The 17,337-nt window shown below is 32.7% G+C and carries 15 protein-coding genes and 1 tRNA gene; 4 read left to right on the top strand and 12 right to left on the bottom strand.

The annotated features are described in order from the left end of the window. Window positions 1–194: 194 nt before the first annotated feature. From ACJJVO_RS16165 to ACJJVO_RS16140, 6 genes are read right to left on the bottom strand one after another with little or no spacing between them, the layout of a single operon-like run. Window positions 195–1,484 (bottom strand): hemolysin family protein, encoded by a 1,290-nt coding sequence (locus ACJJVO_RS16165; protein ID WP_405575974.1) that lies wholly within the window; start codon window positions 1,482–1,484, stop codon window positions 195–197. A gap of 3 nt (window positions 1,485–1,487) precedes the next feature. Beyond that, complete coding sequence (locus tag ACJJVO_RS16160; RefSeq protein ID WP_405575972.1) at window positions 1,488–1,679, bottom strand: hypothetical protein; 192 nt, start codon at window positions 1,677–1,679, stop codon at window positions 1,488–1,490. Between the two features lie 33 nt (window positions 1,680–1,712). Continuing rightward, the gene (gene lptC, locus ACJJVO_RS16155; protein ID WP_405575971.1) at window positions 1,713–2,279 is read right to left on the bottom strand and encodes an LPS export ABC transporter periplasmic protein LptC; all 567 of its coding nucleotides are present in this window, start codon (window positions 2,277–2,279) and stop codon (window positions 1,713–1,715) included. Beyond that, on the bottom strand, window positions 2,279–3,676 hold the full coding sequence (locus tag ACJJVO_RS16150; RefSeq protein ID WP_405575969.1) for a hypothetical protein: 1,398 nt from the start codon (window positions 3,674–3,676) through the stop codon (window positions 2,279–2,281). Before ACJJVO_RS16150 ends, lptC begins: the two co-directional genes overlap by 1 nt. A 16-nt stretch (window positions 3,677–3,692) precedes the next feature. Further along, window positions 3,693–5,000 carry a hypothetical protein gene (locus ACJJVO_RS16145; protein ID WP_405575967.1) on the bottom strand — a complete coding sequence of 436 codons (1,308 nt, stop codon included), beginning with the start codon at window positions 4,998–5,000 and terminating at the stop codon, window positions 3,693–3,695. Then, window positions 5,000–5,728: a type III pantothenate kinase gene (locus ACJJVO_RS16140; RefSeq protein WP_405575966.1), complete on the bottom strand. Its 729-nt coding sequence runs from the start codon at window positions 5,726–5,728 to the stop codon at window positions 5,000–5,002. Before ACJJVO_RS16140 ends, ACJJVO_RS16145 begins: the two co-directional genes overlap by 1 nt. Window positions 5,729–5,830: 102 nt before the next feature. Here ACJJVO_RS16140 and ACJJVO_RS16135 point away from each other — a divergent pair. Next, window positions 5,831–5,906: transfer RNA gene (locus ACJJVO_RS16135), tRNA-Phe, on the top strand. A gap of 461 nt (window positions 5,907–6,367) precedes the next feature. Here the strand turns inward: ACJJVO_RS16135 and ACJJVO_RS16130 are convergent. The 6 genes from ACJJVO_RS16130 to ACJJVO_RS16105 form a co-directional block, all read right to left on the bottom strand. Continuing rightward, the gene (locus ACJJVO_RS16130) at window positions 6,368–6,955 is read right to left on the bottom strand and encodes a lactate utilization protein C (protein ID WP_405575965.1); all 588 of its coding nucleotides are present in this window, start codon (window positions 6,953–6,955) and stop codon (window positions 6,368–6,370) included. Beyond that, on the bottom strand, window positions 6,945–8,315 hold the full coding sequence (locus ACJJVO_RS16125; RefSeq protein ID WP_405575964.1) for a lactate utilization protein B: 1,371 nt from the start codon (window positions 8,313–8,315) through the stop codon (window positions 6,945–6,947). The genes ACJJVO_RS16130 and ACJJVO_RS16125 overlap by 11 nt, the downstream gene beginning before the upstream one ends. Window positions 8,316–8,327: 12 nt before the next feature. Beyond that, window positions 8,328–9,065, bottom strand: a complete 738-nt coding sequence (locus ACJJVO_RS16120) for a (Fe-S)-binding protein (protein WP_405575963.1) — start codon at window positions 9,063–9,065, stop codon at window positions 8,328–8,330. A 48-nt stretch (window positions 9,066–9,113) separates the two neighbouring features. After that, window positions 9,114–10,418 carry an L-fucose:H+ symporter permease gene (gene fucP / locus ACJJVO_RS16115; RefSeq protein ID WP_405575961.1) on the bottom strand — a complete coding sequence of 435 codons (1,305 nt, stop codon included), beginning with the start codon at window positions 10,416–10,418 and terminating at the stop codon, window positions 9,114–9,116. Between the two features lie 94 nt (window positions 10,419–10,512). Then, window positions 10,513–11,952, bottom strand: coding sequence for an aldehyde dehydrogenase (gene aldA, locus ACJJVO_RS16110; protein WP_405575959.1), 1,440 nt, complete (start codon window positions 11,950–11,952; stop codon window positions 10,513–10,515). A gap of 394 nt (window positions 11,953–12,346) precedes the next feature. Then, window positions 12,347–13,246 carry a helix-turn-helix domain-containing protein gene (locus ACJJVO_RS16105; protein ID WP_405575957.1) on the bottom strand — a complete coding sequence of 300 codons (900 nt, stop codon included), beginning with the start codon at window positions 13,244–13,246 and terminating at the stop codon, window positions 12,347–12,349. A 102-nt stretch (window positions 13,247–13,348) separates the two neighbouring features. On the opposite strand from ACJJVO_RS16105, the gene rhaD reads away from it, so the two are divergent. The 3 genes from rhaD to ACJJVO_RS16090 all read left to right on the top strand — a co-directional run bounded on the left by rhaD (window position 13,349) and on the right by ACJJVO_RS16090 (window position 17,332). Then, entirely contained in the window at window positions 13,349–14,143 is a 795-nt protein-coding gene (rhaD, locus tag ACJJVO_RS16100; protein ID WP_405575955.1) for a rhamnulose-1-phosphate aldolase, read from the top strand. Between the two features lie 16 nt (window positions 14,144–14,159). Beyond that, window positions 14,160–15,947 carry an L-fucose isomerase gene (locus ACJJVO_RS16095; RefSeq protein ID WP_405575954.1) on the top strand — a complete coding sequence of 596 codons (1,788 nt, stop codon included), beginning with the start codon at window positions 14,160–14,162 and terminating at the stop codon, window positions 15,945–15,947. Between the two features lie 65 nt (window positions 15,948–16,012). After that, window positions 16,013–17,332: an FGGY family carbohydrate kinase gene (locus tag ACJJVO_RS16090; protein WP_405575952.1), complete on the top strand. Its 1,320-nt coding sequence runs from the start codon at window positions 16,013–16,015 to the stop codon at window positions 17,330–17,332. The last annotated feature ends 5 nt before the right edge of the window (window positions 17,333–17,337 follow it).

The raw sequence follows: 17,337 nt of genomic DNA, 5'->3' as shown, positions 1-17,337 counted from the left end.
AAAAGGAGAACAGTAGTTTTTATAAGCGAACTTATCTGCACATTTTCTTTTCTCTTTTTAAAATTTAAATTTTAAACTTTAATATGACTCTTTTTTAAAATGATAATAATGCAAGTCTTATAAAAAATAGTGCAATTATATGCTAAAAACAGCGTCTTTTTGGTGAACTAAAAACACACAAAATAGACAGAGCACTAATCAACCTCTAAGATTTTTAAAACTACTTCATCAATCTTAGTTGATGACACTTCAGTAATTGTAAATTTGAAATTATCTATCTGAACATCATCATTTTCTTGAGGAATTTCTTGAGTTGCATTAACAATTAAACCTCCTAAAGTTTCATAGTTTTCACCTTCAGGTAAATCTAACTTATAAGTCTCATTGATATAATCTACCTCTAACCTTGCTGATAACCTATAGGTGTTTTCATTAAGTTGTTCTTCAACTAATTCTATAGTATCATGTTCATCTTCTATTTCACCAACCAACTCTTCTATAATATCCTCTACTGTCATAATTCCTGATGTACCACCATATTCATCAATAACTACAGCCATACTTCGTCTTTTCTTAGTTAAAATATTTAATACATCTTTTATAAGAATTGTTTCAGGTACAAAACCTACTTTAATAATAATAGACTTAATAGTTTTAGGCTTTTTAAACAGCTCAAAAGAATGCACGTAACCCAAAATATCATCAATACTGTCTTTGTAAATAATGATTTTTGTTCTACCAGAATCAATAAAAAGTTGTCTTAAGTTTTCAATACTCTCTGAAATATCTACAGCCGTAATCTCAGTACGTGGCACCATAACTTCGCGCGCTTTAACATCTGAAAACTCTAACGCATTCTGAAAAATCTGTATCTCACTATCTACAATATCATGGTCATCTACGGACTCCATTTGTTCTGTTATATAATTTCCTAACTCTACTTTGGTCATCGCTAAAGCAACATCTTCACCTTCGGCTTTAAAGATATACTTTAAGACGGCATCTGAAATCCAAAGCACAAAATCTGAAATCCAAGAAAATAATAGATAAAAAACATAAGTAGGAAAAGCTAACACCTTTAATAAGGTATTGGCATAAATCTGAAAAAACACTTTAGGTAAAAACTCTGCAGTAAATAAAATGACTAAAGTAGAAATTATGGTCTGAGTTAATAATTGCAAATCACTAAATAAATAAGTTAAAGCGGCACTATCTGATGGTAACATTGATTGAAACCATCGCACTAAAACCTCGCCCATTTTAAAGCCATAGATTACTAAAGCAATGTTGTTTCCAATAAGCATCGTTGCGATGTATTTGGAAGGCTTGGCCGTTAACTTACTTAATATGTTTCCTAAAAAATCACCTTGCTTTTTTTCTAGTTCAATATGAATTTTATTGGCAGACACAAAAGCGATTTCCATCCCAGAAAAAAAGGCTGAAAGAATAAGAGTACTTATAATAATGACTATATCAGCAGTCATATATTAATTATTGTTATGGTCTCTAAACTTTTTGCTAAAGCGTTGTCTAAAGAAAAACATAAAAAGAGCCAATGCAGCAAAGAAGAACATCATATATGAACCATTTCGATCTACTGACCATTTTGAAATAGCATCATACAAAAAGAGTACTGCAAAAACAATATATGCGTAATGAAAAATTTTCTGAATTTTCATGTCTTAATTATAATGATTAAAGTGCAAAGATAACTAATTATCGAGTTCAAAATCACCTCCTACTTCTAACATCTGAAAGTTATTAAACTCTTTATCTGAATCAAACCCAACTCCATAAAGTGGACCAATAGCACGTTTAAATAACCAAGATTCATTTGTAAATGCCCATTCTAATTTTTGATTGTAATATAATTGCTCCGTAAACATAGTGTCTCGTTCTGGTGTTACAATTATCACATTACCTCGTAAATCTATAATATCGGTTTCAGAATACACAATTGCATCATCCGAGGTTATAGTTGTTTTGTTGTTGTTTTCATCATATATTTTAAGTTCAATACCATCAGGGAATTCTTGAAACGCAAAACTTCTATTTGAATAATCTAACATTTTAGGGCTTAATAGGTTCGCTAAAAGCCTTACTGTAGAATCTTTGTATTCTGTATAATTTAAATCGATATGTTCTGCTTCACTAATAGGTTGATTTTGTAAAATCCCTACTTTCTGCACATCATCGAAGTCATTACTACATGAAAAAAACAAAGTCACAGCAATTGCTGTGACTAAGTATTTTATAGTATGTAAATTATCTTTTGTCATTAAAGATTAGGAACTGTTACTGAACGTTGGATCCAACATCCAATTTTTATAACCTCACCTTTGTTTCCTGCTTGAAAAATATCAGCTTTAGAAGGAGCACTAGCTCTATAACTAGTAGCCGTCTGTGCTGCTGCAGATCTTAATCTACCATCTACTCTTCCTGCTTTTTCAGCTTCTAATGCAGCTAACCAAAATACCGCTCTTTTGTTAAAATTAGTATCTCCACAATTATTAGCACTTTTTGCATACATCGTTGCTATTCTTAAATAAGGACTACCATTTGATGGATTTAATTTTAGCGCCTGCGTGTACTGTTGTCTTGCTTTACCGTAGTTACCTCTTTTATAATTTTTTTCAGCAACTCTCATTACAAGTTTCCATTTTTTAAGTGGATCAGTCTCTAAGTCAAATGATTGACTGTAATACTTGTCTGCTTCAGACATTTTACCTTGCTTTTCTTTTAATACACCTAAGTAAAATGAAGTACTAGCATCTGGCTCTATAGTGTTCTTTTGTGCAACTAGTTTCTCAAACATAGGATCATCAGTACAATCCTTTTGTCCCATTTTATTCATTGCACGTTGCAACCAAACTGCATCGTTCTTGTATTCTTCGAAATCTTTTTGATATAAAGGTATTAACACTTCACAATTAGCTCTATCACCAAGCTTTTTGTCCATACTAGAAGCTACAGTTTCAAAAGCCTCTAAATTTGCCTCATAGTTAGCTTTATACTTTAGCTCCTTTTTACTAAGCTCAGTACCTGCTTCTTCTTTTTCAACTAACTTATTAAGCTTCTCTATGTAGCTTTTCTCTACACTTTCAATCATGACAATAACATCATCATATTTGTCAAATAATTTTTGAGCATCCACTGGTGTTTTTTGTCCTGCATCATACAAATCAACAGCTAAAGAGAAATACGTATAAAGTCCTTGAGCACTAGTAAAGTTTTCTGGATCTTTTTTATAAGCATCATCATACATGTTATACACTTGTACATCTGACATGTTTAATTCTTTTCTGTATTTGTAAGCTAACTGTGCTTTCTCTACTAACATGTCACCTAATGAATACTTTGAAGCAAAATACTCGTGGCTTTGATCAAACAACAACATTAAATCATTGATATGCGCTAATTGTTCTGCTCCAGTAGAGTTTTTAATCTTGTGCTCTAAAATATTATCACCATAAGCATAGATGGCTTGATTAAACTTAGGACATTTTTCACGTACTATTTTCCATGGACCATATGCCTCATCATACTTTTTGCTTTTGTAATAACTATTAAAAATAGATAAGTTATTCATACATTCTTCCTGATTGTCCTCTTGAGCAAATCCTATGTTAACACTCACAAAAAGTGCTAAAAGCATTATAGTAATTCTCGTCTTCATCTTTAATTTAATTTTGTTAGTTATACTTTTTTTGTTTAAACCATCTAGAGTTTAATGATAAACTTACATTTAAGTTTACAAAATTCTCTTGAATTAAGTTTTTGTTTGTTGTACCACGTTTTCCAAATTCTAAACCTAGATTAGCATTAGAAAACAAACTTCGGCTTCCAACTGGTAAACCTAGACCAAAAGATATGCCAAACTCATTAATTGACTCATCTTTTATAACTAAACCTGTATTTGCGAAGTTAAACCCAGCTCTGTAAACCACTCTTTTAAAATAACCTGAAAAGGCTTTATAATTTGGAATATAGAATCCACCTACAGAAATCTGAGAGGCGTTTTCAAAAGTTGTATCAGTATTTGAAAAAACAGGATTAGAAAAATCACTTGATTTCTGAAAAGTATATTCAGAACCTACAAACCATGAATTAGGCTTACCAATACCTGCACCTAAAGAAAATTTAGATGGTAATTTTATATCCGACTGGTTAACATCAATATCAATAGAATTAGACACTGAAGATACTTCTAAACTTGATGCATCTAAGGAAACGGTAGAAATTGTTCTTGAATTCTCCGATTTCAAATTGCTTCCAGGAGCGTAAGTAAAAGTTGCAGACATCTCTAATTTCTCATTAATCATAGTTTTATAAGCCAAACCAAAATTAAGATTTAAACCACCTAAATCAGATCTATTAAATTCTCTCGTCTGATATTCGACTACCTCACCTTCTGGTGTGTATTTTACTTCAATGGCTGAATTTTGTATACTACCAAAGTTGTAATTAAAATCTACACCAACACTTAGTTTATCATTAATCTGATAACCTAAACCTGCAAAAACTTTATTTACACCTCCTTCACCACTATAACGGTTTACTATAATATCGTCTTCATTAACATCATCTAGCCCGTAACCCACAGAAGTGTATGGCATTAAACCAAAACCAAAACCAAATTTACCAACAGGAACTGACATAGCAATGTAATCAAAGATGGTGCTATTTACTTTTGCTTCGCCAGAATTACTTTTTAAAGTCACATCAGACATAGAACCTGCAACAGCAAACTTTATAGGTCTACTTTCTCCTTCAAAAGGAAAAGACTCAACATTTTTACCAGCATAAGCAGCCGGATTCCTTAAATTGACATGAATACTATCTAAGTAAACACCAATTCCTCCCATACTGCGGTTTTCTACAGTACCTTTAGCTTTTAGGCTTCCAATACCGTAAAATGAATATGGAGAACCAGTTCCTTGTTGCGCAAAGGCAGCAGAACTTATAATTGTAATACATATTACAATGAGTCGTTTTATCATTATTTTGAATTATATTCTAGAATAAAATTCAAACCCTCCAATAGAAAATTTGAATTCGCAAATATGGTATTTTTTAATTGGTTTGACAAAAAAATGGCATCTCCTCCTGTTAAAATAATTGTTAAATCTAAGTAATCTTTAATATATTGGTCAATAATTCCATCAATTTCTTTAACAACACCATTTACAACACCAGAATGAATTGATGTTTCTGTAGAGTTCCCAATAATACTTTTAGGCTCTTCTGTTTCTAATAACGGAAGATTTGCGGTTAAATTATTTAACGTTTTGTAACGCAATCTAATACCTGGTGATATTGCTCCTCCTAAATAATTATTTTCTTTAGTAATAAAATCGTAGGTAATGCAAGTTCCCGCATCTATAATCAGTACATTTTTATCAGAAAACTGTTGTATGGAAGCACTAACTAAAGCCATCCTATCTACACCTAATGTTTTTGGAGTTTCATAAAGATTATTAAATGGTAATTTTGTCATTGAGCTCAATTCAATAACTGGCAAATCTTTCTTTATCAATTCTACTTGGTCTTGTGATAAATGACCAACAGAGGAAATAATAGCTTTCTCTAACTTTGGAAAGTCTTTTTTTAGGGCTTTATACTGCTTTTTAAACTCTGAAAGCTTAAAATTTAATTTAAATATTAAATTATAACTATTATAAATAGCAAACTTAACATACGTATTCCCCACATCTACAATAAGATTCATAAGCAAATTCTATATTGCAAATTTATAAAATCAAATTTTAGCAAATTCTTTTTGTGAATATTAAAAATGCTTCTATATTTGCATCCGCTTAATTAAGCAATTGGTGCCTTAGCTCAGTTGGTAGAGCAAAGGACTGAAAATCCTTGTGTCCCTGGTTCGATTCCTGGAGGCACCACCACTAACAAGCCTTAAACATTTGATTTCAAATGATTTAAGGCTTTTTTGGTTTTAAAAAATCAACAATATTAGGGACAAACCACTTAAAAAGAGTACTTATTTAAAGTGTTAGCAACTATAAAAATTTAAATTTAAAAGACTTTTAAAAATATAATGACAGACTAAAAATGCGTCTTTTAGATTGAAAAAAAATAAAAAATAGCGATTTTTCAATACTGTTTATTGCTTACACTTAAATTATCATACTATAATTATCTACACTTATAGCTTAAAAAATGATAGAACTTAAAAAGTTTGACAACAAAAAAAAGCCGCTCCCTACAGCGACTTTTTCTTATTTAAATAATTGTTTTAAATACAATTACTATTTTATTAATTAAGTTTAAAATATGTCCAAACACTAATTTCACAACTAAATGCTACATCATTTTAACTCCATTATACCTTCTACAACTATTTTATCTAATAAATAAAAACAGTCAAACTCAAGGCTCCCTGTGCACCAATAACTAACGATTGTTCTATATCTGCAGTTTTTGATGGTCCAGAAATAAAAACCCCAAAATCGGCTTCTCTAGAAGCTAGTTTTTGATAGGCTTGATGTAAAAAAGGAACTATATTTTCTTTTTTCAATACCAAAACTAAGTGCTTTGTAATAAATGGCAACACGCGTATTGGAATTTGATTATCTGACAACCAAAGCGCTCCATTTTCAGCGACACCTATATCACTTTCTAGTATCAGTATATCTAAATCTTCAAGTTCATGAGGTTTGTTTAAAGCTTCTAATGAAATTGTATTAAAATCTTGCGTTCCTTCAAGTGTCGAAAAATTAATTTGCGAATCCGGAAATAGAGATGACACTTGTGAAATAACGCTTTCCTTTGCTACAACATCAACAACATTGCCACCAACCACTTCAATTTTAGTTTTGAATTCTTTAATTAAATCTCTTCCATCAACAAACACGTTTAAGTCTAGGTTTGGTAATTCTAATAAGTCAGGCTTATTTGCTTTTGCTCTTGATAAAATATGTTCTCTACTGCTCATTATCTTTTCTTTTTTTATACCAATCATCAAAACTTTCAGTTGGTCCTGACGGTAAATCTCTTTCTTTTCCCCAAACATTTGGTTTTGAGTTGATCACTCCTTTTGGTAAATTTCTTAAAGACCATCGTGCCACCTTTCCAATACGTTCAAACTGCATAGGTTTTGCAAATACTTTACCCATCATTTTCATAGATGTTTTCTTAACAAATGGCTGAGGAGTTTCCTTAGTTATAATCTGCCTCCATTTGTACAACTGACTGTGGATATCAATTTTTACAGGACACACATCCGAACATGAGCCACACAAGGTAGAAGCAAATGGCAAACTACTATGTTTTGTTAAATCTTTACCAGGCGATAAAATAGAACCTATAGGACCTGGAATAGTGGCATCGTAGCTATGTCCTCCACTTCGTCTATAAATAGGACAAGTATTCATACAAGCTCCACAACGAATACAATGTAATGACGCTCTAAAATCTGGCCTACTTAATTGTTCTGTTCTTCCATTATCTACAATTACAATGTGCATTTTATTACCATTAACTGGCTTTTTAAAATGAGATGAATATGTAGTAATAGGTTGCCCAGTAGCACTTCTTGCTAACAGTCTTAAAAAGACTCCTAAATGTTCTTGTTTTGGAATCAGTTTTTCAATTCCCATACACGCAATATGAACAGGAGCTAAATGCGCTCCCATATCGGCATTCCCTTCATTGGTACACACTACAAAACCACCTGTCTCTGCGATAGCAAAATTAACACCTGTAATGGCAGCATCTGCACTTATAAACTTTTTTCTAAGATGCTTTCTTGCTTCTCCTGTTAAATACTGAGGATCACCACCAGAAGGTTTTGTACCTAAATGTTCTTGAAAAAGTTCATCAACATCTTCTTTTGTTTTATGGATAGCTGGCAATACAATATGGCTTGGTGGCTCTTTAGCCAACTGCACTATACGCTCTCCTAAATCTGTATCTATAACCTCAATACCATCAGCTTCTAAAAATGGGTTTAGATGACATTCTTCAGTAAGCATTGATTTGCTTTTTACAACTTTTTTTGCATTGTGCTCTTTGAGAATTCCATGTACAATTTTGTTATGTTCGTCTCCATTGGCTGCCCAATGAACTTGCACACCATTTTTTAAAGCGTTTTCTTCAAATTGAATTAAATAATTGTCTAAATTTGAAAGAGCATGTGCTTTAATGCCATGACCGTAATTCCGCAACGATTCCCAGCCTTCAACAGTGTGTACTGCCTTATCACGTTTATGTCTTACAAACCATAAGGCTTTATCATGCCAATCGACTTTTTTCTCGTCTTTATTAAATATAGATGCTGCTTTTGAATGATTCATTTTACTTTAAATTTAAATACTACTATTCAAAATTTCGGCGATGTGTAATACTTTTAATGGTTGTTTGTTTCTATTAATCAAACCTTCCAAATGCATCAAGCAAGATGTATCTGTTGCAGTGATTACTTCTGCACCACTATCTAAATGATCCTTGATTTTATCTTTGCCCATCTTTACGGAAATAGCTTCTTCTGTAACGGCAAAAGTACCTCCGAAACCACAGCACTCATCCTTTCTTGCTAATGATATCAATTGAGCTCCTTCAACTTCGTTTAAAAGATCTTCTATTGATGAAAAAGAAGGACCAACAAGTTCTGAACAAGATCCTAATCGCAATCCACGTAGACCATGACAGCTTTTATGCACTCCTATTTTATATGGAAATTTTGCATTTACATTTTTGATTTTAAGAATATTAACAATAAAGTCGCATAGTTCGTAAACGTTATTGCGAACGTTAATAACATCTTCTGTTTGCGGTATAATATCATAATGTTTCTTAACATGATAAGCACAGCTTCCTGAAGGTGTAACGACATAATCAAAATCCTTAAAATTGTCCACAAAATTATTACAAGCTCCTACAGATTCATATTCATAACCTGAATTAGCCATGGGTTGTCCACAACACGTCTGTCCAGAAGGATACTCAACGTTTACGTTTAGTTTCTCTAACAGTTCTAATGTTGCTATTCCAACCTGTGGATATAATTGATTGATATAACAAGGAATAAATAATCCTACTTTCATAATGTACTTTTATAATTCATATATTTTTTCCATTAACATCATTTTTAATTACTGGTCTTTATATACTTTTAAAGTTCTATAGCCATAAAGTGCAATAACACAGAAACAAATAAAAGGAAGAATGAAAGAGAAATTAACTCCAGAAAATGGTCCTATTTTTTCTGTATCTATCATTAGTCCTTGTAATATTGGCATTAAAGCACCACCAACAATTGCCATTACTAAACCAGCCGCTCCAATAGCAGTATCGTCTGCTCTTAAGCCGTCTAAAGCAATACCGTAAATGGTAGGGAACATTAAAGACATAAATGCAGAAGTCGCTACCAAGAAATAAAGGCCTAATATACCTTCAATTAAAATAACACCAGACATGGTTACCATAGCACATAGTGCAAAAATCATTAGTAGTTTTCTAGAGTTAACGTACTTCATTAAAAAGGTACTAATAAATCGGCTGCATAAAAATATTGTCATTGCAATAATGTTATAGTTTTGTGCTTCTGCTTTAGGTATGCCTAAGTTGCCTGCGTATTGAATAATAAATGTCCAACACATAATTTGCGCTGCCACATAAAATAATTGTGCTAAAACACCTTCTTTATATTTTCCGTTTTTGAACAATCTTTTAAATGAAGATGCTGCACTCGTTGGATTATCGCTAACCTTTCTTTTTGGCATTTTAGTGACAGAAATGACCACCAACATGACTATAACAACAAAACCAAGAATAACATACGGATTTCTAATGATTCCTAAATCGTGTGTTCTAATAACCGCTTTTTGAGCTTCGTTTAACGTATTGAAAATAAGTTCACCAGCTTCATTACGTTTGTCAGAATCTAAAGCGGTAAGTATAAATTTAGATGCCACAAACATTCCAAACAATGAACCTATAGGATTAAAAGCTTGTGCTAAGTTTAAACGTTGGGTTGCAGTACGTTCATCTCCCATTGATAATATAAAAGGATTTGCTGTAGTTTCTAAAAAAGCCAATCCGAAGGTTAGGATATATAATGATCCTAAAAAGAATCCGAAAACTTCAAATTTTGCTGCTGGAAAAAATAACAAAGCTCCAATAGCATAAAGCGTTAAACCTAAAAGAATCCCTTTTTTATAACTGTATTTTCTAACAAAAAGTGCTGCAGGAATAGCCATAGTAGCATAACCACCATAAAAAGCTAATTGTACCAAAGCGGCTTTTGCAGTTGATATTTCCATTACGGTTCCAAATGCTGCTACCATAGGATTTGTAATATCGTTAGCAAAACCCCAAAGTGCAAACAAAGATGTGATGAGTACAAATGGCACGATGACCTCTTTAGATACTACTGGTATTTTTGTTGAATTTGTCATTTCGTCTTATTTTTTTTTAGTTTCAATGAAAAAAAAGCACCATTCAAATTAATATCTAAAAATGAATAGTGCTTTGGTAATTTGATATTAATTACTATCTGTATTGTGCATAGATCACTTTTGTTTGAAGGTATTCTTCCATACCATGTTTTCCATCAGCTCCACCAACTCCAGATTTTTTCCATCCTGCGTGGAAACCTTGAATGGCTTCAAAATGCTCTCTATTTATATAGGTTTCGCCAAATTCTAATTCTTGACTAGCATGCATCACTTTATTAAAGTTTTCAGAGAAAATAGATGATGTTAATCCGAAGTCACTATCATTTGATAAAGCAATTGCTTCGTCAAGTGTACTAAATGTCATTACTGGTAAAACAGGACCAAATACTTCTTCTTGAATTATTTGCATACTCTGCTTAACGTTTGTTAATAATGTTGGTTGATAAAAATAACCTTTGTCAAATTGGCTGGATCTGCTTCCACCTAGCACAACCTCAGCACCTTCTTTTTTAGCGAAGTTTACCATTTCTTCAACTTTATCTATTTGTGCTTGAGATACCATACTACTCATGTCTGGATTGTTGGTAGAGAATGCATCTTCAACTTTTACTTCGTTGAATTTCTTTGTTACTCTATCCATAAACTCATCATATATAGAATCTTCTACATAAACACGTTCTGCACAGTTACAAACTTGACCGCTAAAGATTACTTTAGAGTTAACAATAGCATTAACCGCTAAATCTAAATTAGCATCTGCACAAACAATAGCGGGCGCTTTTCCTCCCAATTCTAAAGACACCTTAGTAATATTTGGTGCAGCAGCTTCCATAATTTTCTGACCAGCATATACACTTCCTGTTAAACTTACGATACCTGTAATAGGACTCTTAGTTAAGGCATTACCAACTATTGGTCCAGAACCACAAACAAAGTTTAATACACCAGCAGGTAAACCTATATTTTCAATAAGCTTTACAAATTCCATCACTGTATTTGGTGCTACACAACTTGGTTTAATAACACATGTGTTACCTGTAACTAAAGATGGTGCTACTTTTCTCGCCATTACAAAAAATGGAAAGTTCCATGGTAATATCCCTACAGAAACTCCGATAGGTGCTTTATGTAAAAAGATATGTTCTTTAGCTCTATCACTCTGAATAATTTCACCTTCAATTCGTCTTGCCCAACCTGCGTTATAATCAAAATAATCAGCAGTAACATCAATTTCTACCTGCGCTAACCCTATAACTTTAGCTTGTTCTGACGCTAAGGTTTCGGCTAAAAACACACGATTTTCACGAATTACAGCAGCCATTTTATTTAAATAGCCAGCACGTTCAATCGCAGTTAGAGATTTCCAAGCGTGTTGCGATTCTTTTGCAGCCGCTAATGCTATATTTGCATCTTCAACAGAACCATGTGGTATCTCTGACAATACTTCTTCTGTACAAGGGTTAAGTACTTTTGTTACTTCTGAAGAAGTAGATTTTACAAACTTTCCGTTTATAAATTGATTAAATTCTTTCATGAGTGTTTACGTTTAGTTTATGTTGTGATATGTTTAATAAATTCGAGGTTTTTATTATAAATAAACAAAAAACTGAATTATTCTTTACCAATGTAGTCAACAAACTTATATCTCAATGTGGTTTTAGCATTTATCCATATTAATCAATAATATGTATAATTTAAACATAGAAGGATTTCTGAGTTTGAATTTTCAACAGTATTTAATACTGAAAAAGCCCTTTTATTGTAATAGAAATTTGCTGACCTACAACCTGATGGTATTGGCCTTTACAAAGAATGAAAGAAAAGGATAGAGTACGTTTCTCAAATCCGTCAATTGCTTGCTCAAAATCTTCATAGTGTTAAAAACACGCATCTATAGACTAAGGATCTAAATATTTTACAAAGTGGTTTTAAGTGTATTTTCCAGATTTGTATGATGCTGGAGTTAAGCCAGTAACAGATTTAAATACACGTGAAAAATGGTAGCGATCTGAAAAACCTAAATTGAAAGCAACATATTCAATGGATTTATTGGTGTGCTCAAATAGCTCACATGATTTTGCAATTTTTCTATTTTGAACAAACTGATGTAAAGTTACATTCATTTCATCTTTAAATAATCGCGAAAAGGAATTTGGCGCCATATTAACAAGGGATGACATTTTAGTGTTACTTAGTTTTTTATCAATATTAACTTCAATGTAACGGATCACTTTTAAAACACGTTCGTCTATATTAATAGTTTTCCATAATTCGGGACCAATATTAGTAAGTGCTTCCTTAATGAAAGCTTGCAACTTTAAATTAAAGGTGAGTTTGAAATTTTTGTTTTCAATTTTTAAGCGATTGGTTAGATAGCTTAGTCTATCCTTTAAATAGTCCGTTAATTCTATTTTTAATATACCAGGATAAACACTATCAAAAGGAACTCCAAGATTAAAGTGAGCAAAGAAATGGATTAAGAACATATTTTCTAATTCCGCTTCATTGTGATTCACGTTTAACTGTTTCCCTGACACATGAATACCTTCAGTATAGATATGGTTTTTGCTGTATAGTGATGAAAACGAAGTAAACGGAGGAATAATGTAGATGTAATTTGGATCCATTTCAAAAACAGTATCCTGATGAATTAATTGACCACCTGTGTTTTTATTCCAATATAGTCTCCAAAACGGAAATACCATTTCATGACAGTCCCATAAATCCAATAACCAATATCTACAACATAACATCTTTAATTTCAGATCAATAAAATTTTGATGATTCGCAGAAGGATCGCCTAATTCAATTTCTTTTACAAACTTCATGGAGCACTAATGTTTGAATTAGATACAAAAATACAGATTTTGAATATTTAATAACGTGTATTCTATCTCTATTTTTGTTACAATAATTTTATTTAAAACGATATGAAAACAATAAAACTCCCAGTACAGGTAGAAGCAGAATTAAAAAAAGTATCTGAAGTCGCAGGTTATTTATGGCAACGTGAATGGGCAGAGCGAAATGCAGGAAATATTTCAATGAACTTAACATCTTACTTTACAAAAGAAGAAGTAAAAGGCATTGGAACTGAAATTCCATTTGAATTCCCAAAAGGAGCTGCAGGATTTGTAATTTATATTACAGGTACAGGTTGTTATTTGAGAGATTTAGTAGATAAGCTTGAAGAAGCATCTTGTATTCTTTATATCAATGAAGACGCCACAGCCTATTCAATTATTTGGGGAGGTAAGCGTGAAAACTTTGGACCAACTTGTGAGTTAATTTCTCATGCAAGTATCCATTTATTTAACTCTATTTATCATCCAGAAAATTTAGCGGTTGTACATACACATCCATTAGAATTAATCTGTATGAGTCATCACGAATTATTTGATAACGAAGAAGAATTAAACAGACAAATCTGGATGATGTGTCCTGAGGTAAAAGTATTTGTTCCTAAAGGAATTCACTGTACTCCTTATGCTTTATCTAGTACAGCAGCTTTAGCAGAAGTCACTATGGAAGCGTTTAAAACAAGAAACGTGTCCTTATGGGAAAAGCATGGAGCAACAGCAACAGCACCAGATGTAATGAAAGCATGGGACTTTTTAGATGTTGCAAATAAAGGAGCTAAAATGTTAATGATGTGTTGGGCAGCAGGTTTTCAGCCAGCAGGACTTTCAAACGATCAATTAACAGAATTAGAACAATTCACATAATAAAAAAAACATAATCATGAGTAGATTAATAGGTAGACTACCCAAAGTAGGAATTCGTCCGGTGATTGATGGACGTGAATTAGGTGTAAGAGAGTCTTTAGAAGTTCAAACCATGGACATGGCTAAAGCGGCAGCTAAATTAATAAAAGACACGTTACGTTTTCCAAGTGGAGAAAAAGTAGAAGTTGTAATTGCAGACACAACTATTGGAGGTGTTGCAGATGCAGCAGCTTGTGCAGATAAATTTAAAAGAGAAGGCGTTGAAGTATCATTAACAGTGACACCATGTTGGTGTTACGGAACAGAAGTTATGGATACCGATCCTTCAACACCTAAAGCCGTTTGGGGATTTAATGGAACTGAACGACCAGGAGCTGTTTATTTAGCAGCAGCTTTAGCAGGCTATTCTCAAAAAGGATTACCAGCTTTTGGAATTTATGGTAAAGAAGTGCAAGATGGTGGTGACCAAACCATTCCTCAAGATGTTTCAGAAAAAATATTACGTTTTGTAAAAGGAGGTTTAGCCGTTGCCCAAATGAAAGGTAAATCTTATTTATCTATAGGATACAGTTCTATGGGTATTGCTGGTTCTATGGTAGATGTTAACTTCTTACAAGATTATTTAGGCGTAAGAGCTGAGTTTGTAGAATCTGTAGAGCTTTTAAGACGTATAGATGAAGGTATTTATGACCATGACGAATTTGAAAAAGCATTAGCTTGGACCAAAGAAAACTGTATAGAAGGTAAAGATTACAATAGTCCTGAAGCACAGAAATCTGCAGAAGTTAAAGATGCAGAATGGGAAAAGGTTGTAAAAATGACTTTAATCTGTAAAGATTTAATGAACGGAAACCCCAAGTTGAAAGACATGGGATTCGGTGAAGAATCTAAAGGTAGAAATGCCATTATGGGAGGTTTTCAAGGGCAACGTCAGTGGACCGACTACCAACCAAATGCAGATTATACAGAGTCTATTTTAAACTCCTCTTTTGATTGGAATGGAATTAGACAAGCATATACTTTTGCAACAGAAAACGATTGTTTAAACGCAATTTCTATGTTGTTCGGTCACTTATTAACAAACAAAGCTCAGTTATTCTCTGATGTACGTACGTACTGGAGTCCTGAGTCTGTAGAAAGAGTTACAGGTAAAAAATTAACAGGTATTGCTAAAGATGGAATTATCCACTTAATCAATTCTGGTTCTACAACGTTAGATGCAACTGCACAACAAGAAGATGCAGACGGAAACCCTACAATGAAACCATTCTGGGATATTTCTGAAGAAGATGTTCAAAGATGTTTAGAAAATACAAAATGGCCTGCTGCAATTGCAGAATATTTTAGAGGTGGTGGTTTTTCATCACAATTTAAAACTAGAGGTGAGTTGCCAATGACAATGTGTAGAATAAACTTGGTTAAAGGCATTGGACCCGTTTTACAGATTGTAGAAGGATGGAGTGTTGAGTTACCAGAAGATGTTCATGAAGTTTTAGATGAAAGAACAAACCCAACGTGGCCAACAACATGGTTTGTACCAAGAACAACAGGTACAGGTTTCTTTAAAGATGTGTATACTGTAATGGCTAAATGGGGAGCCAACCATGGAGCAATTTCTCATGGACATATTGGTGCTGATTTAATTTCTTTAGCAGCAATGTTACGTATTCCTGTTAACATGCATAATGTTAGTGAAGATGACGTATTTAGACCAAGTGCATGGTCTGCTTTTGGAGAAGGCTTAGAAGGAGCTGATTATAGAGCTTGTAAAAATTATGGTCCGTTATACGGATTTAAAGATTAATTAGAATAACTCAAAAGGGTGATTGGCTTCAAAAACCAACACCCTTTTTTTAATTTTGAACTGTGATGGAGAATGTAATTGCTGTAATAGATATTGGTAAAACCAATAAAAAAATACTTTTATTTGATGAGAATTTTAATGTTGTCTATACAAATTCTACTCGCTTTGATGAAATTGTAGATGATGACAATTATCCTTGTGACAATATAGAATCTATAGAAACTTGGATACAAAATGAAATTAAAGTCATTCAAGAACAAAATAAGTTTACAATAAAAGCCATCAACTTTTCTACACATGGTGCTACGTTAGTTTACTTAGATAAGGATGGTAACCGAATAACACCACTTTACAATTATTTAAAACCTTTAGATATTGATTTTACACCATTTTATGACGCAAATGGTGGTGTTGAAGAATTTTCTAGAAAAACAGCCTCGCCTGCGTACGGCATGTTAAACGCTGGTTTACAAATGTATTGGTTAAAACAAAGCAAACCTCACTATTGGAATAAAGTAAAAACCATATTACACTATCCACAATATCTTAGTTATTTGTTTTCAAATAAAATCACAGCCGATTTTACTTCAGTTGGAGCACATACCGCTATTTGGGATTTCGATACCATGCAGTATCATGATTGGTTGGCAACAGAAAGTATAAAATTACCAGAACCAAAACCAGGAAAACATGCAACTATTGCAACTGTAAACGGACAAGAAATAGCTATTGGCAAAGGTTTGCACGATAGTTCTTCTTCTATCATTCCTTTATTAGAAGCTAATGAAAATTCTGATAACGAATTTATACTATTGTCAACTGGTACTTGGATTATTTGCATGAATCCTTTTAGCAAAGAAACATTAACAATCGATCAATTAAAAAACGATTGCCTTTGTTTTATGACGCCAGATAAAAAGCAAATAAAATCATCTATGCAATTTCTAGGGCGAGTACATGAGGTTAATGCAATTGCTTTAAGCGAACATTTTGGTGTTGATAAAAATCACTATTTAGAATTTAAGCTAAATAAGAATCTGTGTGTAGACATTTTATCTAAAGGCAAACAACTGTTTTTCCCTAAGGAAATTGCAGAGAATTTTAAAGGCGATTTAACACAACTTAAAAATTTTGAGAATTACGAAAGCGCATACTACCAACTTATTTTTGAAATTTCACAACGTGTACATAACGGTATCAACCGAATTTTAGATTCAGAAAACAACCTTAAAGATATTTACATCTCTGGTGGTTTTAACAGAAATGAAATTTTTGTTGAGTACTTAAATCAAATGATGCCTGAACAAAACATTAAATTTCCGAAAGGTGAAAATGCCAGCGCCTTGGGTGCTGCAATGTTAATGAAAGATTATATCAATAAATAAAATAT

The sequence above is a fragment of the Winogradskyella sp. Asnod2-B02-A genome (genome assembly GCF_045063645.1).
Lineage (GTDB): Bacteria > Bacteroidota > Bacteroidia > Flavobacteriales > Flavobacteriaceae > Winogradskyella.
This window is presented reverse-complemented; position numbering and strand designations above follow the sequence as displayed.